General features: G+C 61.4%; 13 protein-coding genes. All 13 read right to left on the bottom strand.

Annotated elements, in window-relative coordinates; genetic code table 11:
- A partial coding sequence (locus QM841_RS27400) for a hypothetical protein (protein ID WP_283334607.1) occupies positions 1-304 on the bottom strand: 304 nt, incomplete at its 3' end.
- A gap of 252 nt (positions 305-556) precedes the next feature.
- A complete protein-coding gene (locus tag QM841_RS27405; protein ID WP_283334521.1) occupies positions 557-862 on the bottom strand; it encodes a hypothetical protein in 306 nt (101 codons plus the stop codon).
- Positions 863-1,474: 612 nt separating this feature from the next.
- The gene (locus tag QM841_RS27410; RefSeq protein WP_283334522.1) at positions 1,475-2,389 is read right to left on the bottom strand and encodes an SDR family NAD(P)-dependent oxidoreductase; all 915 of its coding nucleotides are present in this window, start codon (positions 2,387-2,389) and stop codon (positions 1,475-1,477) included.
- Positions 2,390-2,470: 81 nt separating this feature from the next.
- Positions 2,471-2,959: a MaoC/PaaZ C-terminal domain-containing protein gene (locus QM841_RS27415; protein ID WP_283334523.1), complete on the bottom strand. Its 489-nt coding sequence runs from the start codon at positions 2,957-2,959 to the stop codon at positions 2,471-2,473.
- An 84-nt stretch (positions 2,960-3,043) separates the two neighbouring features.
- Positions 3,044-4,384 carry an MFS transporter gene (locus tag QM841_RS27420; RefSeq protein WP_283334524.1) on the bottom strand — a complete coding sequence of 447 codons (1,341 nt, stop codon included), beginning with the start codon at positions 4,382-4,384 and terminating at the stop codon, positions 3,044-3,046.
- A 647-nt stretch (positions 4,385-5,031) separates the two neighbouring features.
- The gene (locus QM841_RS27425; RefSeq protein ID WP_164063567.1) at positions 5,032-5,394 is read right to left on the bottom strand and encodes a putative quinol monooxygenase; all 363 of its coding nucleotides are present in this window, start codon (positions 5,392-5,394) and stop codon (positions 5,032-5,034) included.
- 127 nt (positions 5,395-5,521) lie between these two features.
- Positions 5,522-6,352: a mycofactocin-coupled SDR family oxidoreductase gene (locus QM841_RS27430; protein ID WP_283334525.1), complete on the bottom strand. Its 831-nt coding sequence runs from the start codon at positions 6,350-6,352 to the stop codon at positions 5,522-5,524.
- A gap of 3 nt (positions 6,353-6,355) precedes the next feature.
- Positions 6,356-6,709, bottom strand: coding sequence for an SDR family oxidoreductase (locus tag QM841_RS27435; RefSeq protein WP_283334526.1), 354 nt, complete (start codon positions 6,707-6,709; stop codon positions 6,356-6,358).
- Positions 6,710-6,797: 88 nt separating this feature from the next.
- Positions 6,798-7,334, bottom strand: coding sequence for an SDR family NAD(P)-dependent oxidoreductase (locus QM841_RS27440; protein WP_283334527.1), 537 nt, complete (start codon positions 7,332-7,334; stop codon positions 6,798-6,800).
- 597 nt (positions 7,335-7,931) lie between these two features.
- Positions 7,932-8,726: an SDR family NAD(P)-dependent oxidoreductase gene (locus QM841_RS27445; RefSeq protein ID WP_283334528.1), complete on the bottom strand. Its 795-nt coding sequence runs from the start codon at positions 8,724-8,726 to the stop codon at positions 7,932-7,934.
- 154 nt (positions 8,727-8,880) lie between these two features.
- Complete coding sequence (locus tag QM841_RS27450) at positions 8,881-10,314, bottom strand: phenylacetate--CoA ligase family protein (protein WP_283334529.1); 1,434 nt, start codon at positions 10,312-10,314, stop codon at positions 8,881-8,883.
- Between the two features lie 67 nt (positions 10,315-10,381).
- Positions 10,382-11,308, bottom strand: coding sequence for an MBL fold metallo-hydrolase (locus QM841_RS27455; RefSeq protein ID WP_283334530.1), 927 nt, complete (start codon positions 11,306-11,308; stop codon positions 10,382-10,384).
- A 38-nt stretch (positions 11,309-11,346) separates the two neighbouring features.
- Entirely contained in the window at positions 11,347-13,377 is a 2,031-nt protein-coding gene (locus QM841_RS27460; protein WP_349307421.1) for an oxidoreductase, read from the bottom strand.
- Positions 13,378-13,423 lie beyond the last annotated feature (46 nt).

Here is a 13,423-nt window from a genome sequence, read left to right on the forward strand (position 1 = left end):
CCGCATACAGCGCCATCCCCAACAGATCCAGAATCCGCTGAGGTGCCCGCACCGCAGCTTCCACCGAACCAGGCTCGTCCCGCACGACCAACGCAAACGACACCGACTGATCCGGTTCGCTCGGCATCCGCCTCACCAGCTGACCAATCGCGGTATCGACATCCAACCCCGGCGCGGTCGTCGCACCCTTGACCTCGGCGTAGAGCCGGCGTCCATCTTTCTCGGCAACGATGTCGACGAACTCCGTATCCGTTCGCACCGTCCAGCCCTGAGATGACAACCACCCCGCGAAGTCCCGGGCCACGCGCGCCTCATCACCTCTCATACGGGACACGGTAAGCCTGCAACATCAGTTCCGAACAGCACCACAGCGCAAGACACGTCCGGTGCGGCTATGCCACGACTGAGGCATACCCCGACAGATCGTGCGGTGAAATCGACGTACCACCTTCAGGACCTCATCCGCGTCAGTCATGTAATCAACTGACTGCTAGCGCAATTCGTGGGCACGATGCATGACGCCGCCCAGAAGCGGCCACGACGCGGCTACCGCCGATCACTCTCCCCGGTGTCGGCCGGGTGTCCGCACAGCCGAATCCCGGTCCGGGGCGGAGTGGTAGGAGCCCGGATCGATAGTCAGGTCTTCGGTGTCGGCAAAAACCAGCCGCCCGTCGTCGAGCGCGACCGCCCACCGATGCACCGGCGCCCACGCGTGCCCACCACCACCAGGGTCGGTCACCGCCGCATAATCCTCGACCACCTCACCGGTGAGATCGGCCCCGGCACTCCTGCGGACCAGCACCCGGACACCGACCGTCAACTCCGGACCACCGACCGGCCGATTGCTGCTGTTTCGGACCATGCTGATGCACCTCTCCGCTCGGCGACACTCCCGAGATCGAGCATAAGCACCACCCGGCCCGGCCCGGTCCGCGACCCGACCTGCACGAACACCACCCACGATCGGGAACGCCGCCGAAGCAGTCGGCTGCCATCGTGCGGTCGGTGGCCACCCAGATGCACTCAGCACACAACCGACGTGCTGCGTTCGCGCGACAGCAACCGACGCAACCCCGGCAGCCGGTTACGCGAACGCGGTGACATCGGCGGATACCAGCTCGGTGGCCGCTACATGTACCCCCTCTTTCCATTCGAGCGGCGACTGCCGGCAGCGGCGGACGGTCGTTCACCCACACCACTGCACGGCGCGCACCAATTCCGATCCGAACGCGATCGTTCGAGACTGTTGAGCTCATCGAGAACCTGATCGACGACTGTGGTCGGGATCCGGAAATCTGTGCTCTCCCACGCCCGGAGGTGGTCCCGCACGTAGGCAAGCATGGCGAGTTAAGCGCTCGAAGTCTGCTGCAGTTCGGTCGCTCACTGCCTCACCCCGCCCCGAGCGGCTGGCATTCCGAACTGTGCCCGCTCGGCGACGTCGAGACGACGGCTTCCGGCGTGGCATGCGCGACTGTTACGGACGAAGAGGGGTACCACCCGATTGCGTGCGTTGCCCACTCGTCGCCCAGTGGTCGACCTCGGACATCTCGGCCATCCCGGGTGCGTAGGCGGCGATGTCGTCGGGGCGCGCTAGGCCGGCTCCGCCGGATGCGTAAGAACCACCATCGATGGCCAGGTTGAGCCCCGTAACCCAGGAGGCCTCGTCTGAGGCCAGATAGACAGCCGCGCTTGCAATATCTTCGGGCTCCCCCAGGCGCGGAATCAGGTTCGGTGTCAGCGTAACGCGGCGTTGTTCGGTGCCTTCCGTGCCGTAGAACAGGAGGCCGTTCGGGGTTGCCACACAGCCTGGTGAGATCGTGTTGACCCGGATGTTTGCTCTGGCCACTTCGTTCGTCAGGCAGCTTGCCAATCGGATGACACCAGCTTTGGCCACTGAGTAGGCCTGGATGATGGGGAGGTTGCCCGGGTATCCCGTTCCTATATCGGAACCGGCCACCGAGCCCATGAAGATGATGCTGCCGCCGCCGCGTGCGCGTAGGTGAGGAATGGCGTGTTTAGAGACCAGGAAGGGAACGGTCAGTGTGTGGTCGAGGGTGAATTTCCAGTCCGCGAGGCTGGAGTCTTCGACTGTTCCCAATCGTAACTGCATCGCGCTGTTGTGTAGGACGTCGATGCCGCCAAATTTCCCGGCGGCGAACTCGAGTAGCTGGTGCGCTTCCTCCTCGTTCGAGAGGTCGATCGGGTGCAGCGATTCCATCCGTCCGCCGGCCGCGCGCACGATTGCGAGCGTTTCCTCGGCGGCTTCGGCGTTGATGTCGCATCCGACGATCGACGCTCCTTCGGCTGCGAACCGCAACGCGACCTGCCGCGCCATTCCGCGGCCGGTACCGGTGATTACGGCGACTTTGCCCTCCAGACGACCGATCATAGTGATCTCCTTGTCGAGTCAGTTTGTTCGGACACTCGTGGATGAATAGAACCCGTCCGCGTGCCGCCTCTCGCCCGTGAACTAGAGGGCGCTGTGTTCGCTCGGACGCGGACGGCGACGAACGTACATCTCCATTTGAAGCGTCATGACAGGCTGCGAGTCTCGTGACGATAGGGTTCCGATGGTTGTCACCCGATCCCAGTGCGGGTGGGTATTACCGATTGCGGTGATGCTGAAAGTACCCCGCAGGTAGGTGTCGGCACGGACCGGTGCGCGGAACTGCACCTCACGCAGTGCTCGGCCTGCGACTATGTGCCAGTTTCCGAATACTCGGTTGACAGCGAGGCGTTGGAATACCGCGAGCGTGTGGACGCCGCTCGCGATTATCGTGCCGAAGTGGCTTGCTTCGGCGAGTGCGACGTCGGTGTGTATGTGCAGAGGATCCCAGTGGTCGGCGAACGACATGATCTCCTCCGCTGTGACGAGGTACTCCCCGAGGTCGTACTCGTCTCCTACGGCGAGGTCCTCGGCATATCGCAGTTCGCCGTCATCAGGTGCGGCATGGTTCATTCCGACTTCCTTCCCTGCTACGGCTGGGCGCTCTGCGCAGTGATTGCGGGTGACTTCGACGCCCCTGCCAGTCTTCCCGTGCGGTTACACGAAGTCGGTGTGCCGCGCGGGATGTTGGCCGGTCGCGGTCTTTGGTCGCGTTGCTCTGAGTAGCCCGTACGAGCACATCCCAGCGATTGCCAAGGGCACCAGTACTGCGATGTACAGATCTTTCGGTGACATGAAGCCGATTGCGTAGCCGCCGAGGATGGGCGACACGATCGATCCGACTCTGGCGACGCCTAGCATCGTGCCGAACCCTTTGGCTCGTATTCGTATTGGGTACACGGTGGTTGCGATCGCGGTGAAGGCCGTCAGTGAGACGAAGACGAACAGACCCAGCAGCAGGGCCATGGTCAGCGCGAAGGGGCCCTGCAGGGTCAGTGCGAAGGCAACCAGGGCAGCCATGCCCAGGGCCATCGACATCCAGGATATTTGGGCAGACGGCCGCTTGAGGCCAAGAAATCCGTACAGGATGGCCCCGATCATCGTGCCGACCGACAACATGATGCCCACTAGCGCCCCGCTGCCGGTGTCTCCGGTCTCATTCTTGATCAGCTGAGGGGTCCAGGAACCGATGAAATAGAACGCGGCAGTGCAAAATCCATAACCGAGCCAGAGGAGCAGGGTGGTTACCCGCAGTCCTGGTCCGAGGAGTTTCGTATCCGATTGATCGACTATCGCCTCGTCGGCTAGAACACCGCCATTGAGGAGTCCTTCCTCCAGGTTGACCCGCGTAGACAACTTCTCGGCCGTCTCCTGCGCCGTGTCGTCCGATGACCGTCGAAGGTAGGCCACTGTTTCTGGGATGAAAGCGGCGACAACGACGGTGACAGTTGCGCTGAGGGCAAACCCTACCCAGAACAACCCTTTCCATCCGCCTGCGGCTTCGATTACCGAGGCACCTGCCAGGCCTGCGACGAAAGTTCCCAGGGGGTAACCGAAGAGCACCACGCCCACCGAGAGGCTGCGGCGTGATGGTGGAGACATTTCCTGGGCGATGACCATAGAGATTGCGCCGAGCACACCGATTGCCATTCCCGTAACGAATCGGGATGCGATCAACACCGAGTAGTTGGGGGCCAGTGAGGAAACAAGGAGGCCGGCGGTGTTGAGTACCAGCGCGCCGAGCAACGTCGGGCGACGCCCATGGACGTCGGCCATTCGAGCCAGGAAGAAGGCCCCGACGCCGATGCCCACCAAGGCTGCGCTGATCAAGTAGCCCTTGTCGGACGCTGTTGCGTACCCCTCGGGGAGGTTGGGAAGGGCGTACCCCATGATGAACAAATCGTAGCCGTCGAGCAGGTTGACGAGCGAGCATACTAGAACGATCGCTATTTGATACGGCGTCATGGACGCCATCGAGCGAGCCCCATTGAGGGTCATGCCGACTCCTTCTCGAGTCACGGGTTGATCCGACTTGGTTGAATCCCCGAGATGCCGTCGACGGGGAGTCTCGGGGAACGGGGCGGATGTGTTGATCGCCCGGAATCGGACGGTCTGGTCTCGGCGGTCGCTGAAGCACTGTCACCGGTTCATTGCCTGGATCCCCACGCGTGGAGCGCTAGCCCGACATTGGTTGAAGTAGTTTGACAGTGGTTGTTGAGCGTGTAAGCCCGCTGGACCCCGAAGTTGTCTCCGCGAATTCGACGGAGGGTCGGGCGGAGGCTGCGGCCCGGAATGCTTGGGCTAGGAGGTTGCGCGGTTCGCCTCGGCCGGGGCATCGGTGAATGACTGACGGCTAGACGGCTCGTGTTGTGTGCCGCTCGCTGCCACGGCTAAATATCTTGCATTGGCTCGTGCAAGAGCGATATTTGTAAAGATTCTTTGGATCGATTCGGTGGCGCGGCGGGGTGTGATCAGACTGACACATGCAATGACAGCATGAATGATGAGCAACGGCATTTGGGAGGCCTTCTAGGTTTGCGGCGCGATGCCGAGTGGGGGAACGGGATACCCCTCGCACGGAGGGTCCGATGCTACCTTCTGCACCAGCACGGCCGTCAGAAGACTCATAGGACAGGGACGTAGGGTCAACCGGGGCAGTCAGTCGAGATTGCTGCCACGGAGCGGATGGGCTGGAGAGGGATGATTTCGAGGTTCGACTGCAGCAATGTCGTACTATCGGCGAAAAATGCTTTCATGTAGGGTTTTTCGAGGTGCTCACGGATTGCGGCACCGTTAGCGTAGAGCTCGTAGAATGCGATGCTGTCGGGCCTGGATGCATCATGATGGATCTCGTACACAAGGATGCCGGGCTCGGCGCGACTCGGGTCTCCCAGGGAGAGCATCCGCTCCATCAGGATGTGGCGTGTTCCTTCCTTGGCTCGCGCGTAACCGTAAAACGCAACCGGTGTCTCGCTGGACAACAACTCGGCGGGGACGATCTCTGACACGGCATACCTTCCTATCAGCCCGCATCGAGCGAACAACGCCCTCGAGCGCGGGTTCGAATCGAACCTGGGGTGGCGAACCATCGCAGCTTCCTGACCACCGAAGACGGTGCACAACAGGTGCGCAAAACTACAGAAGCGGATATCCAGCGGTAACCTCCAGCTGGGTTCCGGTGACGAATCGGCCACTCTCCCCTACCAAGTACAGGACGGCGCGGGAGATGTCGGCCGGGTCCACCCACGGTGTATCGAGTGCAGCGAGTGTCTGGAACACGGGTTCGACGCTGTGGCGCGTGGGTTGATCCACGTCCGGCGCGAAGAGATCGTAGATCATCGAGTTCTGGATCATCGGGGTATCGCAATTGGTCGGGTGGATGACGTTCACCCGAATCTGATGGCGTGCCAGTTCTTTGGCCAAAGCCTTTGCTACACCGACAACACCGTGCTTCGAGGCGATGTAGTGCACCATCGACTCAACGGGAGTAAGGGTACTGGCCGAACCTATGAATACCATCGATCCACCGCGTCCACCATCGACAATATGCTTCGAGGCGGCCTGCGCCGAGAAGAACGCGCCGGACAAGTTTGTGCCCACCACGGTGTTCCACTGCTTGGGCGTGATCGATTCTGCCGCGGTGATTTCGCATACGCCGGCATTGAGCACCGCGATGTCCAGTCGCCCCAGATCGCGTACCGCCCTCTCGACACCCTCCGCAACCGCGGACGGATCGCGCACATCGCATTCGAGGCGGTAAGCACGCTGTCCGTACTTCTCCACAAGACCGACCGTTTCGTCGAGGTCCTCTGCCGTCGACGTCGGATATGGCACGGTTGCAACCTGTCTGCAGATGTCGAGCACGATGACGTCCGCGCCCGACTCAGCGAGGAAGGTGGCGTGCGAACGGCCCTGCCCTCGGGCCGCCCCGGTGACCAGAGCGACTTTGCCTGTCAGGTCATGCATTCTCTATCTCCCCGTCCGATCGACTCGCAGGTCGGTCTTCTCGTGATCTGTTGTCGTAGAATAGATATTGTTGCCGCGGAGCCGTTCGGTGTTACCCGTTCGGTTCCTTGCGGTTTGTACTCCCCAGGGTTCACGCAATGTTGTTGGCGAGAGCCCGGCAGAAACGTGCAACACTTCGCCGGTGATCATGCGGGCGTCGTCCGACAGGAGGTACCGGTAGGCGTTGGAGACGTCCTGGCAGTCCACACCTGCGAGGTCGAGCGGATGCATGGTTTTCATTCGTTCGATCATCTGCTCGCGCTTCGGGTTCTCGATGTCCGGGCAGAAGAGTTTGTAGGCTTCCTCGTTGTTGTTCATCGAGGGAAGGTCACCGGAGTGACATTCGTCGGGGCCACACAATTGGCGCGTATACCGTATTCGCCGTATTCCATTGCTAGGGTCTTCATCAGTCCGATCCTGCCCACTTCGAGGCGCCGCAGTCCGAGATGTGGGGGTAGGCGGCGCGGCCTGCGGTGGACGAGGTGATCACGATGTTGCCTTTGCGCTTCGCGACCATGTGCGGCAGGGCGGCGCGACACACGTTGAAGACGCCGGTCAGGTTGGTATCAATGACCGTACGCCACTGTTCGGGCGAGATGTCTGCCAGCTTGCCGAATTTCAGGATGATACCTGCACTGTTCAGCAGGTGATCGATTTGTCCGAGTTCATCGATCGTCTGTCGCGCAGCGTCCACCATAGCTTCGTCATCGCGAACATCCGCGACGATGCTGATGCACTTACGTCCCACGTCGGAAACCATGGCGCGGGTCTGTTCCAACTCCTCCTCGGAGCCGCCTGGGTAGTTCTGCCCCGCGACATCGGCAACGCAGTTGTCCACAAGTGCGATGGCCGCCCCCTCGCGTGCCAGTGTCAGAGCGTGGGATCGACCTGAGCCCTTTACTCCGCCGGTGATGAGTGCAACCGTTCCATCCAGCTTCCCCATGCTCTATCACTCACCTGTTCTCGACGTTTGACTGGAGGTATCTATGCGTGTCGTACGCGTGATGTGTATCGAAGAACCGCTCGGTGCCCGTGTTCTATCGAAACCAATTGCAGTACAGGCACTGTCGAATACGTGAGCTGACCGGTGGCACAGGATATCTTTTTGTGTGCGACTCACCGGACATTGAATCCGACTCTTGAGTCGTAATATCGACCCACTGGTTAGTAACCTAGTTCCAGCGCATGGATGTGTCAATGGTCACAGACGTCCAGATCTGGCGAGGTGCCCTGCCCGTGTCCGGATCTACACGCCGGTTTGGGCAGAGCAGCTGCAGTATTGAAACGCCGGACGAGTCCCACACGCGAGTTATATTCTCGCATGCGTGGATTCGTCCGGCGTTGACTGTCACCTACCGCGGCTGGGGATCAGTTTCTGGCGACGAGGATACTGTCATGGTTCGAATTACAGCGACGTTGGCCATCAGCCTACGCAGCAGCTGTTGCAGCTCGACGTCTCCGCGGGGAGCTGTTGCAGCTCAGCGGTTTCCCCGCGGAGTTGTTTCGGTGGGTCCTGACAACGGCGGAGCAGGCTGAACTCTCACGTCGTCGACATCCCGCCGTCGACCAAAATGGTCTGGCCGGTGACGTACCCCGCTGCGGGCGATGCGAGCCAGACCGCGGTTGCGGCGAGTTCCTCGGGCTTGCCCGCTCTTCCCAACAGGAACCGGGGCTCGAGCGAATCGGTCACATACTCTGGGGAGTACGACTCCGTCATTTCGGTCTCGAAGAAGCCCGGCGCAATCGCGTTTACTCTGATTCCCGGCTTTCTGCCCCACTGCGACGCGAGGTCACGAGTGAGTCCAACGAGGCCGGCCTTGCTTGCGGTATAGGCCGCCTGGGGCAGTGCGGCAGTAGTGAAGCCGAGAACACTCGAGATGTTGATGATCGAGCTCCCCTGCGTCATCACTTCGGCGCAGGCTTGGGCCATCCAATAGCTTCCTCCGAGATTGACATCTACTACCGCCCGGAAGGCATCGGGGCTTTCCCGAGTAGCCGGGACTGCGCTCGCCATGCCGGCATTGTTGACGAGGATGTCCACACGACCGAACCGTGCCATCGCCGCCTCGACCAGATCTACGCACTGTCGAGGATCGGCCACGTCGGCGTTCTGTACCAGGGCCTCGCGCCCGTACCCGCGTACCGCCTGTGCGGTTGCCTCCAAGCGGTCGACCCTGCGCGATGCCACGATTACGTGGGCTCCGGCGCGGGCCATGGCCGTGGCCAGCGATACGCCTAGACCTGCTGACGCCCCGGTGACGATCGCGACTCGATCGTCGAGGCGAAACATTTCCGCGAAGGCGCCTAGGTTGTCGGCCGCCTCTTGTTCGTGCATTTCACTTCCCTCTTCGAAGTCAGCCCCGACCCGGATATCGACGGCTTACGCCGTACCGACCGACTCTGCTGAAAGTTTCGTCGACTCTCGAGGTTTGGCTACCGCTGTCGACAGCTGGAGCCGGGGCCGTCTATTGACCAACTATTGGGAGTGCTCAGACGGGTGAGGGGGCCTGACCACGGCGGTCGAGAAGACGCTTGACCTTCCCCTCTCCTCCCAGTCCAGTCTGAGGAGCGAGGGATCCAGCAGGGACGATCGTCACCTCGACCGAGACACCGAAGGTCGACTTGAGACGATGCTTCATGTCTTCCTGGAGAGGTGCTGTGTCTTCGTCGTTCGCCTGCTCGATCAACACGGTCATTCGTTCACGGGAACCGAGACCCTCGCCGACGTTCTCCACCACGCACAGGAACTCGCCCGTCGATCGCGCGTCGCCCTGGACGACGTCCTGTGCTGACCGCGGATACACGCTTGTCGCTCTCAGTTTCACCATTTCGTCGAGGCGGCCCAAAAACCCGGACAGTTTGGTCGTCCGGGCGCCGCACGCGCACGCTGCGCGCTCGGAACTACGCATGCGGTCTTTGAGGTCGTATCTGATGATGGGTGGAACCGAGCGATGCAGGCTTGTGACCACGATGTCGCCGTCGTGCCCTGGGCCGAGGATGCGTCCGGTCTCGCTGTCGGCGATCTCGACGATGGCGGTGTCGTCGTTGACGTGCAACCCATCTTTTGCAGCGCATTCGTATCCGATGAGGCCGACTTCATGGGTTCCGTAGTTGTCGTAGACCGGAACACCCCATGCATCTTCGAGCAAGTCGCGCAGGTGTCCTTCTGTATCCACCCCGAGATAGGTATGGATGAATCGCGTGGACAGATCCTTCTTGAGGTCGATGCCAGATCGATCAGCTTCTTGCGCCAGGATTTTGAGGTACTCGCCGAAGGCGACCCAACCACTTGTTCCCCAGGAGCGCGCCAGCTCGAGTTGCCTTGCCGAACTGGTGACGGCCCCTGAACCGGTGGTCAAGGGGATCATGCCGCACCAGTGCATGGCGGCGGTCGACGAACACCATGCGGTGTTGGCCAAACTGTTGGTGAGGGTGATCTGTAAGATGTCCCCGACCTCGGCCCCCTGCGCAACGAAAGCTCGGGCGAATTGAATTGCCTGCACTTCCCACGCTACGGGATCGAACAGTGTCGGCCGCGGCAGCCCTGAGGTGCCACCACTGGATTGAATCTTCAGCGGTGTTCGCATCGCGTCCAGTGCGAAGTTCTGATGGTTTCCGAACGGCGGGTGCTCCTCGATCGAGTGCTTGATGTCCTCACTGGTGAACGTAGGGATCTTCTCGAGGTCGTCCAGGCCACGTATGTCTCCCGGCTGCAAACCGGCGTCCGACCACCGGTCGCGATAAAACGGGACCGCCCAAGCGTCGGCCACCCGTGCAAGAAAGCGTGATTCCTGAATCTGTCGCATCTCGTCGTCGGACCGTGCCGACATGACGGAGTTGAACAGGGGCGGCGGCGGGTAGTCCTCGGTGAGCTGACGCCAGTCGATGCTCGACCAGTAGTAGGGAATTTCGTTCTTCGACATCAATGCTCCTGAAGCTGTCGTTAATGCCGGCAGTGTGTGCGCCGGTGGTGTTGTAGAAGTACTCGGCTCAAGCAGTGACGAATTGGTAGGCGTTGCCGTCGCTCACGATACGACCGACACTGTTCCCGGCGAAGTGCGTGCCAAACACAAGAACATTACGGTCTGCAACCGACGCGAGGAACTCCTGACGCCGAGCGGAGGACAGCTCACGGTCCCAGTCACCTCGCGAACTCCACGTGGGATGGGCGGCCTGAATCGGGTGATGCACGAAATCACCAGTGATGAAACCGGTCTCACCCTTAGATTCGATGGTGAGACTGTGATGGGACTTGGTATGGCCGGGCGTGGATGTATACCGCACGCCCTCGCAGATGGTGTGGTTGACCGGAACCAGATCGACGAGTCCAGCATCGACACACGGTTGGATCGACTGCGCGAACACGAGACGCGTCTGCCGGTGGATGTCCGGGTCCGCTCCGTTGTACGTGACGGCATGCCCGAGGTCGTCGGAGACGGTACCGCCCTCGGTGAGTCCCTTGTGGTACTCGAACTCGTCCTGAACGAAGGTGTACCGGGCGTTCGGGAAGGTCGGCACCCATCGGTCACCGTCGAGCACGGTGTTCCATCCCACGTGATCGAGGTGCAGATGTGTGATGGCGACGTAGTCGATCTGTTCGGGCTTGTAGCCGGCATCCGCCAGTCGATCCAGATAGGGGGTGTCCAGGCCACCCCAGGCCGGGATCAGCGGTAGGTCCTTGTGATTTCCGCACGCGGTGTCGACGAGGACGACAGACGACCCGGTGTCGACGACGAACGAGTGAACGCTCCAGAGTGTCTGCCCGTGTTCGTTGGCGTAGTCGGGGTACAGCCACGGAACGGCCTTGACCGCATCCGGCGTTGCCTCTGCGATCAGTCCGTCGAGCTCACCGACCTCGACCGCGATTTCGTTTACCTGGGTGATTTTCACATCACCGATCTGCCAGCTAGGAGCCATGGGGTTTCCTTCTTTCGTTCAGTGTGTGTGGTGCTTGTTCAGACAGCGCGTCCGGCCATTTCGCCTTCGTAGATCGCCTCGTCCACCCGGCGGGGTGCCAAGCAGTCTCCGACGGCCGTCACGTCGAACTGCGCTTCCAGTTGGGGAAGCAGGGCCGTATCGGCATCGCGAAGCATGACGGTCACGAGAGACTGCGCCGGCACCACTCTGGCGGCACCATCCCAGATGCGATTCAGTACGACGCCGTCCGAATTCACCTCGGCGACAATGTGTTGCGGTGTCAGTGTCACCCCCTGCGCATACAGCCTCGGATAGAGATGCCCGACATCGAGGTTGAAAAGTGTGTTGTCGCCCAAGAACAGCTTCGAGGACACCACTTCGACCTTCTTGCCCGCATTCGCGAGAAGCTCCGCCAGTCCCAGCGCGAGGTACTCGCCCGTGTCGTCGATGATGACCACGTTCTCCCCACATGCCGAGGGATCCTCGATGGCCTGGAGCGGATTGAGCACGCGGATACGCTCCAACCCCGGGATTGCCGGGCGGGCGGCCAGGACGGCGGAGAACCCGTCGGTGCGCCAGGTCGATCCGGATGCAAGTATGACGTGGTCCGCACCGACTTCATGCACGCTCTCGATGTCGGCGGTCGTATTGAGACGGACATCGACCTTGTACTTTTCGAGCATGCGCTCCATGTCTTTGACCATGACGGACCACCGGCCACGCGTGGGCAACTTGGCGGCATAGCGAATTTGTCCGCCGAGCGTGTCGCCGCGCTCCATCAATACGACGTCATGCCCTCGCGATGCGGCAACTTCCGCTGCCCGCATTCCAGCGGGGCCGCCGCCGATGACGAGCACCTTCCGGGGGGTGGAGGCCAACTCCAATGTTCCGCTGCCGAGATCTTTCTCGCGCCCAGCAGCTGGATTCTGCGTGCAGGTCAGCTCCCAGCCCTTGGACATCCGGCCGATACAGCCTTGATTGGCCCTGACGCAATGCCGAATTTCGTCCTCGCGTCCGGTCTGCGCCTTCTGCACCAGGAAGGGATCTGCGATGTGTGCTCTGGTCATAGCGACGAGATCGGCGTCACCCGAGGTCACAATCTGTTCGGCGACCGACAGCTCGGTAATTCCGTTTGCGGTCACGACCGGATAGTTTCCGACGACCTTCTTCGCGCGGGCAGCCAGGTCGACCAACTGGGGGCCGGGCAGGCTCATGGGAGAGACGACGCGATCGAACGTGGAAGCGTTCCCGGCGCTGATGCTGAAGTAGTCGAACAATCCCGAGTCCGCCAGGTTCTTGGCGATCTTCTCGCCCTCGGCCTCGTCGATACCGCCCGGAACGTATTCGGTGAGCGATAGTCTCACGCCGACCGCGAAGTCGGGTCCTCCCTCTCGGCGCACCGCTTCGGCACACTCGCGAACGACGCGGCATCGATTTTCGGTGCTGCCGCCGTACTCGTCCGTGCGACGATTCGTCAGTGGGGAGAGGAAACTGCACAGGAGATACCCGTGAGCGGCATGTACCTCGGCTCCGTCGATACCGGCAACCCGTGCGTTGCGTGCACTTCGGCCGAATCCCGCGACGAGCTGCTCGATGTCGGCGTGCGACATCGAGCGGCCGATCTCACCGTAGGTAGTCGAGGGCAGGCCCGAGGGACTCCAGAGCGCCCTCCAGTTCTCGAGAAACATTCCGTTGTAGTCTTCCACGCCGAAGTGTGAAAGGTCGACGAAAATTTTGGCTCCATGGCGGTGCACGGCTTTCGCCAGTCGCTCGTACACCGGTATCACCTCGGTGGGCCATCCCTGGTGGGTGCGGTACCCCAGTCCGCGACTCGTTGCATGCACGGCTTGAGCCTCGGTGAGAATGAGCCCCGCCCCTCCCCTCGCCCGCTCCTCGTAGTAGTCGATGCTCTGTTGAGTCATCAGGTTGTCTTTGTCGCCGTACATCAGCGCGTGTGCGGTGACCACGATGCGGTTCTTGACACTGACCGGGCCCAGTTCGATGGGCTGCCAGAGCGCCGGATGCTTGGTCATGATGTTTCCTCGTCTCGTCGCGGCTCGACTGTCCATCCGGGGGCTGACCGGAGAGTCGAAAACCCAACCGATTGTTCAAATG

The organism is Rhodococcus sp. IEGM 1307 (assembly GCF_030056915.1).
Classification (GTDB): domain Bacteria; phylum Actinomycetota; class Actinomycetes; order Mycobacteriales; family Mycobacteriaceae; genus Rhodococcus_F; species Rhodococcus_F opacus_D.

What these genes read in the sequence shown, in the direction of transcription:
- QM841_RS27405 (WP_283334521.1), bottom strand. Translation starts at nt 862, where the DNA reads ATGGTCCGAAACAGCAGCAATCGGCCGGTCGGTGGTCCGGAGTTGACG.
- QM841_RS27410 (WP_283334522.1), bottom strand. Translation starts at nt 2,389, where the DNA reads ATGATCGGTCGTCTGGAGGGCAAAGTCGCCGTAATCACCGGTACCGGC.
- QM841_RS27415 (WP_283334523.1), bottom strand. Translation starts at nt 2,959, where the DNA reads ATGAACCATGCCGCACCTGATGACGGCGAACTGCGATATGCCGAGGAC.
- QM841_RS27420 (WP_283334524.1), bottom strand. Translation starts at nt 4,384, where the DNA reads ATGACCCTCAATGGGGCTCGCTCGATGGCGTCCATGACGCCGTATCAA.
- QM841_RS27430 (WP_283334525.1), bottom strand. Translation starts at nt 6,352, where the DNA reads ATGCATGACCTGACAGGCAAAGTCGCTCTGGTCACCGGGGCGGCCCGA.
- QM841_RS27435 (WP_283334526.1), bottom strand. Translation starts at nt 6,709, where the DNA reads ATGAACAACAACGAGGAAGCCTACAAACTCTTCTGCCCGGACATCGAG.
- QM841_RS27440 (WP_283334527.1), bottom strand. Translation starts at nt 7,334, where the DNA reads ATGGGGAAGCTGGATGGAACGGTTGCACTCATCACCGGCGGAGTAAAG.
- QM841_RS27445 (WP_283334528.1), bottom strand. Translation starts at nt 8,726, where the DNA reads ATGCACGAACAAGAGGCGGCCGACAACCTAGGCGCCTTCGCGGAAATG.
- QM841_RS27450 (WP_283334529.1), bottom strand. Translation starts at nt 10,314, where the DNA reads ATGTCGAAGAACGAAATTCCCTACTACTGGTCGAGCATCGACTGGCGT.
- QM841_RS27455 (WP_283334530.1), bottom strand. Translation starts at nt 11,308, where the DNA reads ATGGCTCCTAGCTGGCAGATCGGTGATGTGAAAATCACCCAGGTAAAC.
- QM841_RS27460 (WP_349307421.1), bottom strand. Translation starts at nt 13,377, where the DNA reads ATGGACAGTCGAGCCGCGACGAGACGAGGAAACATCATGACCAAGCAT.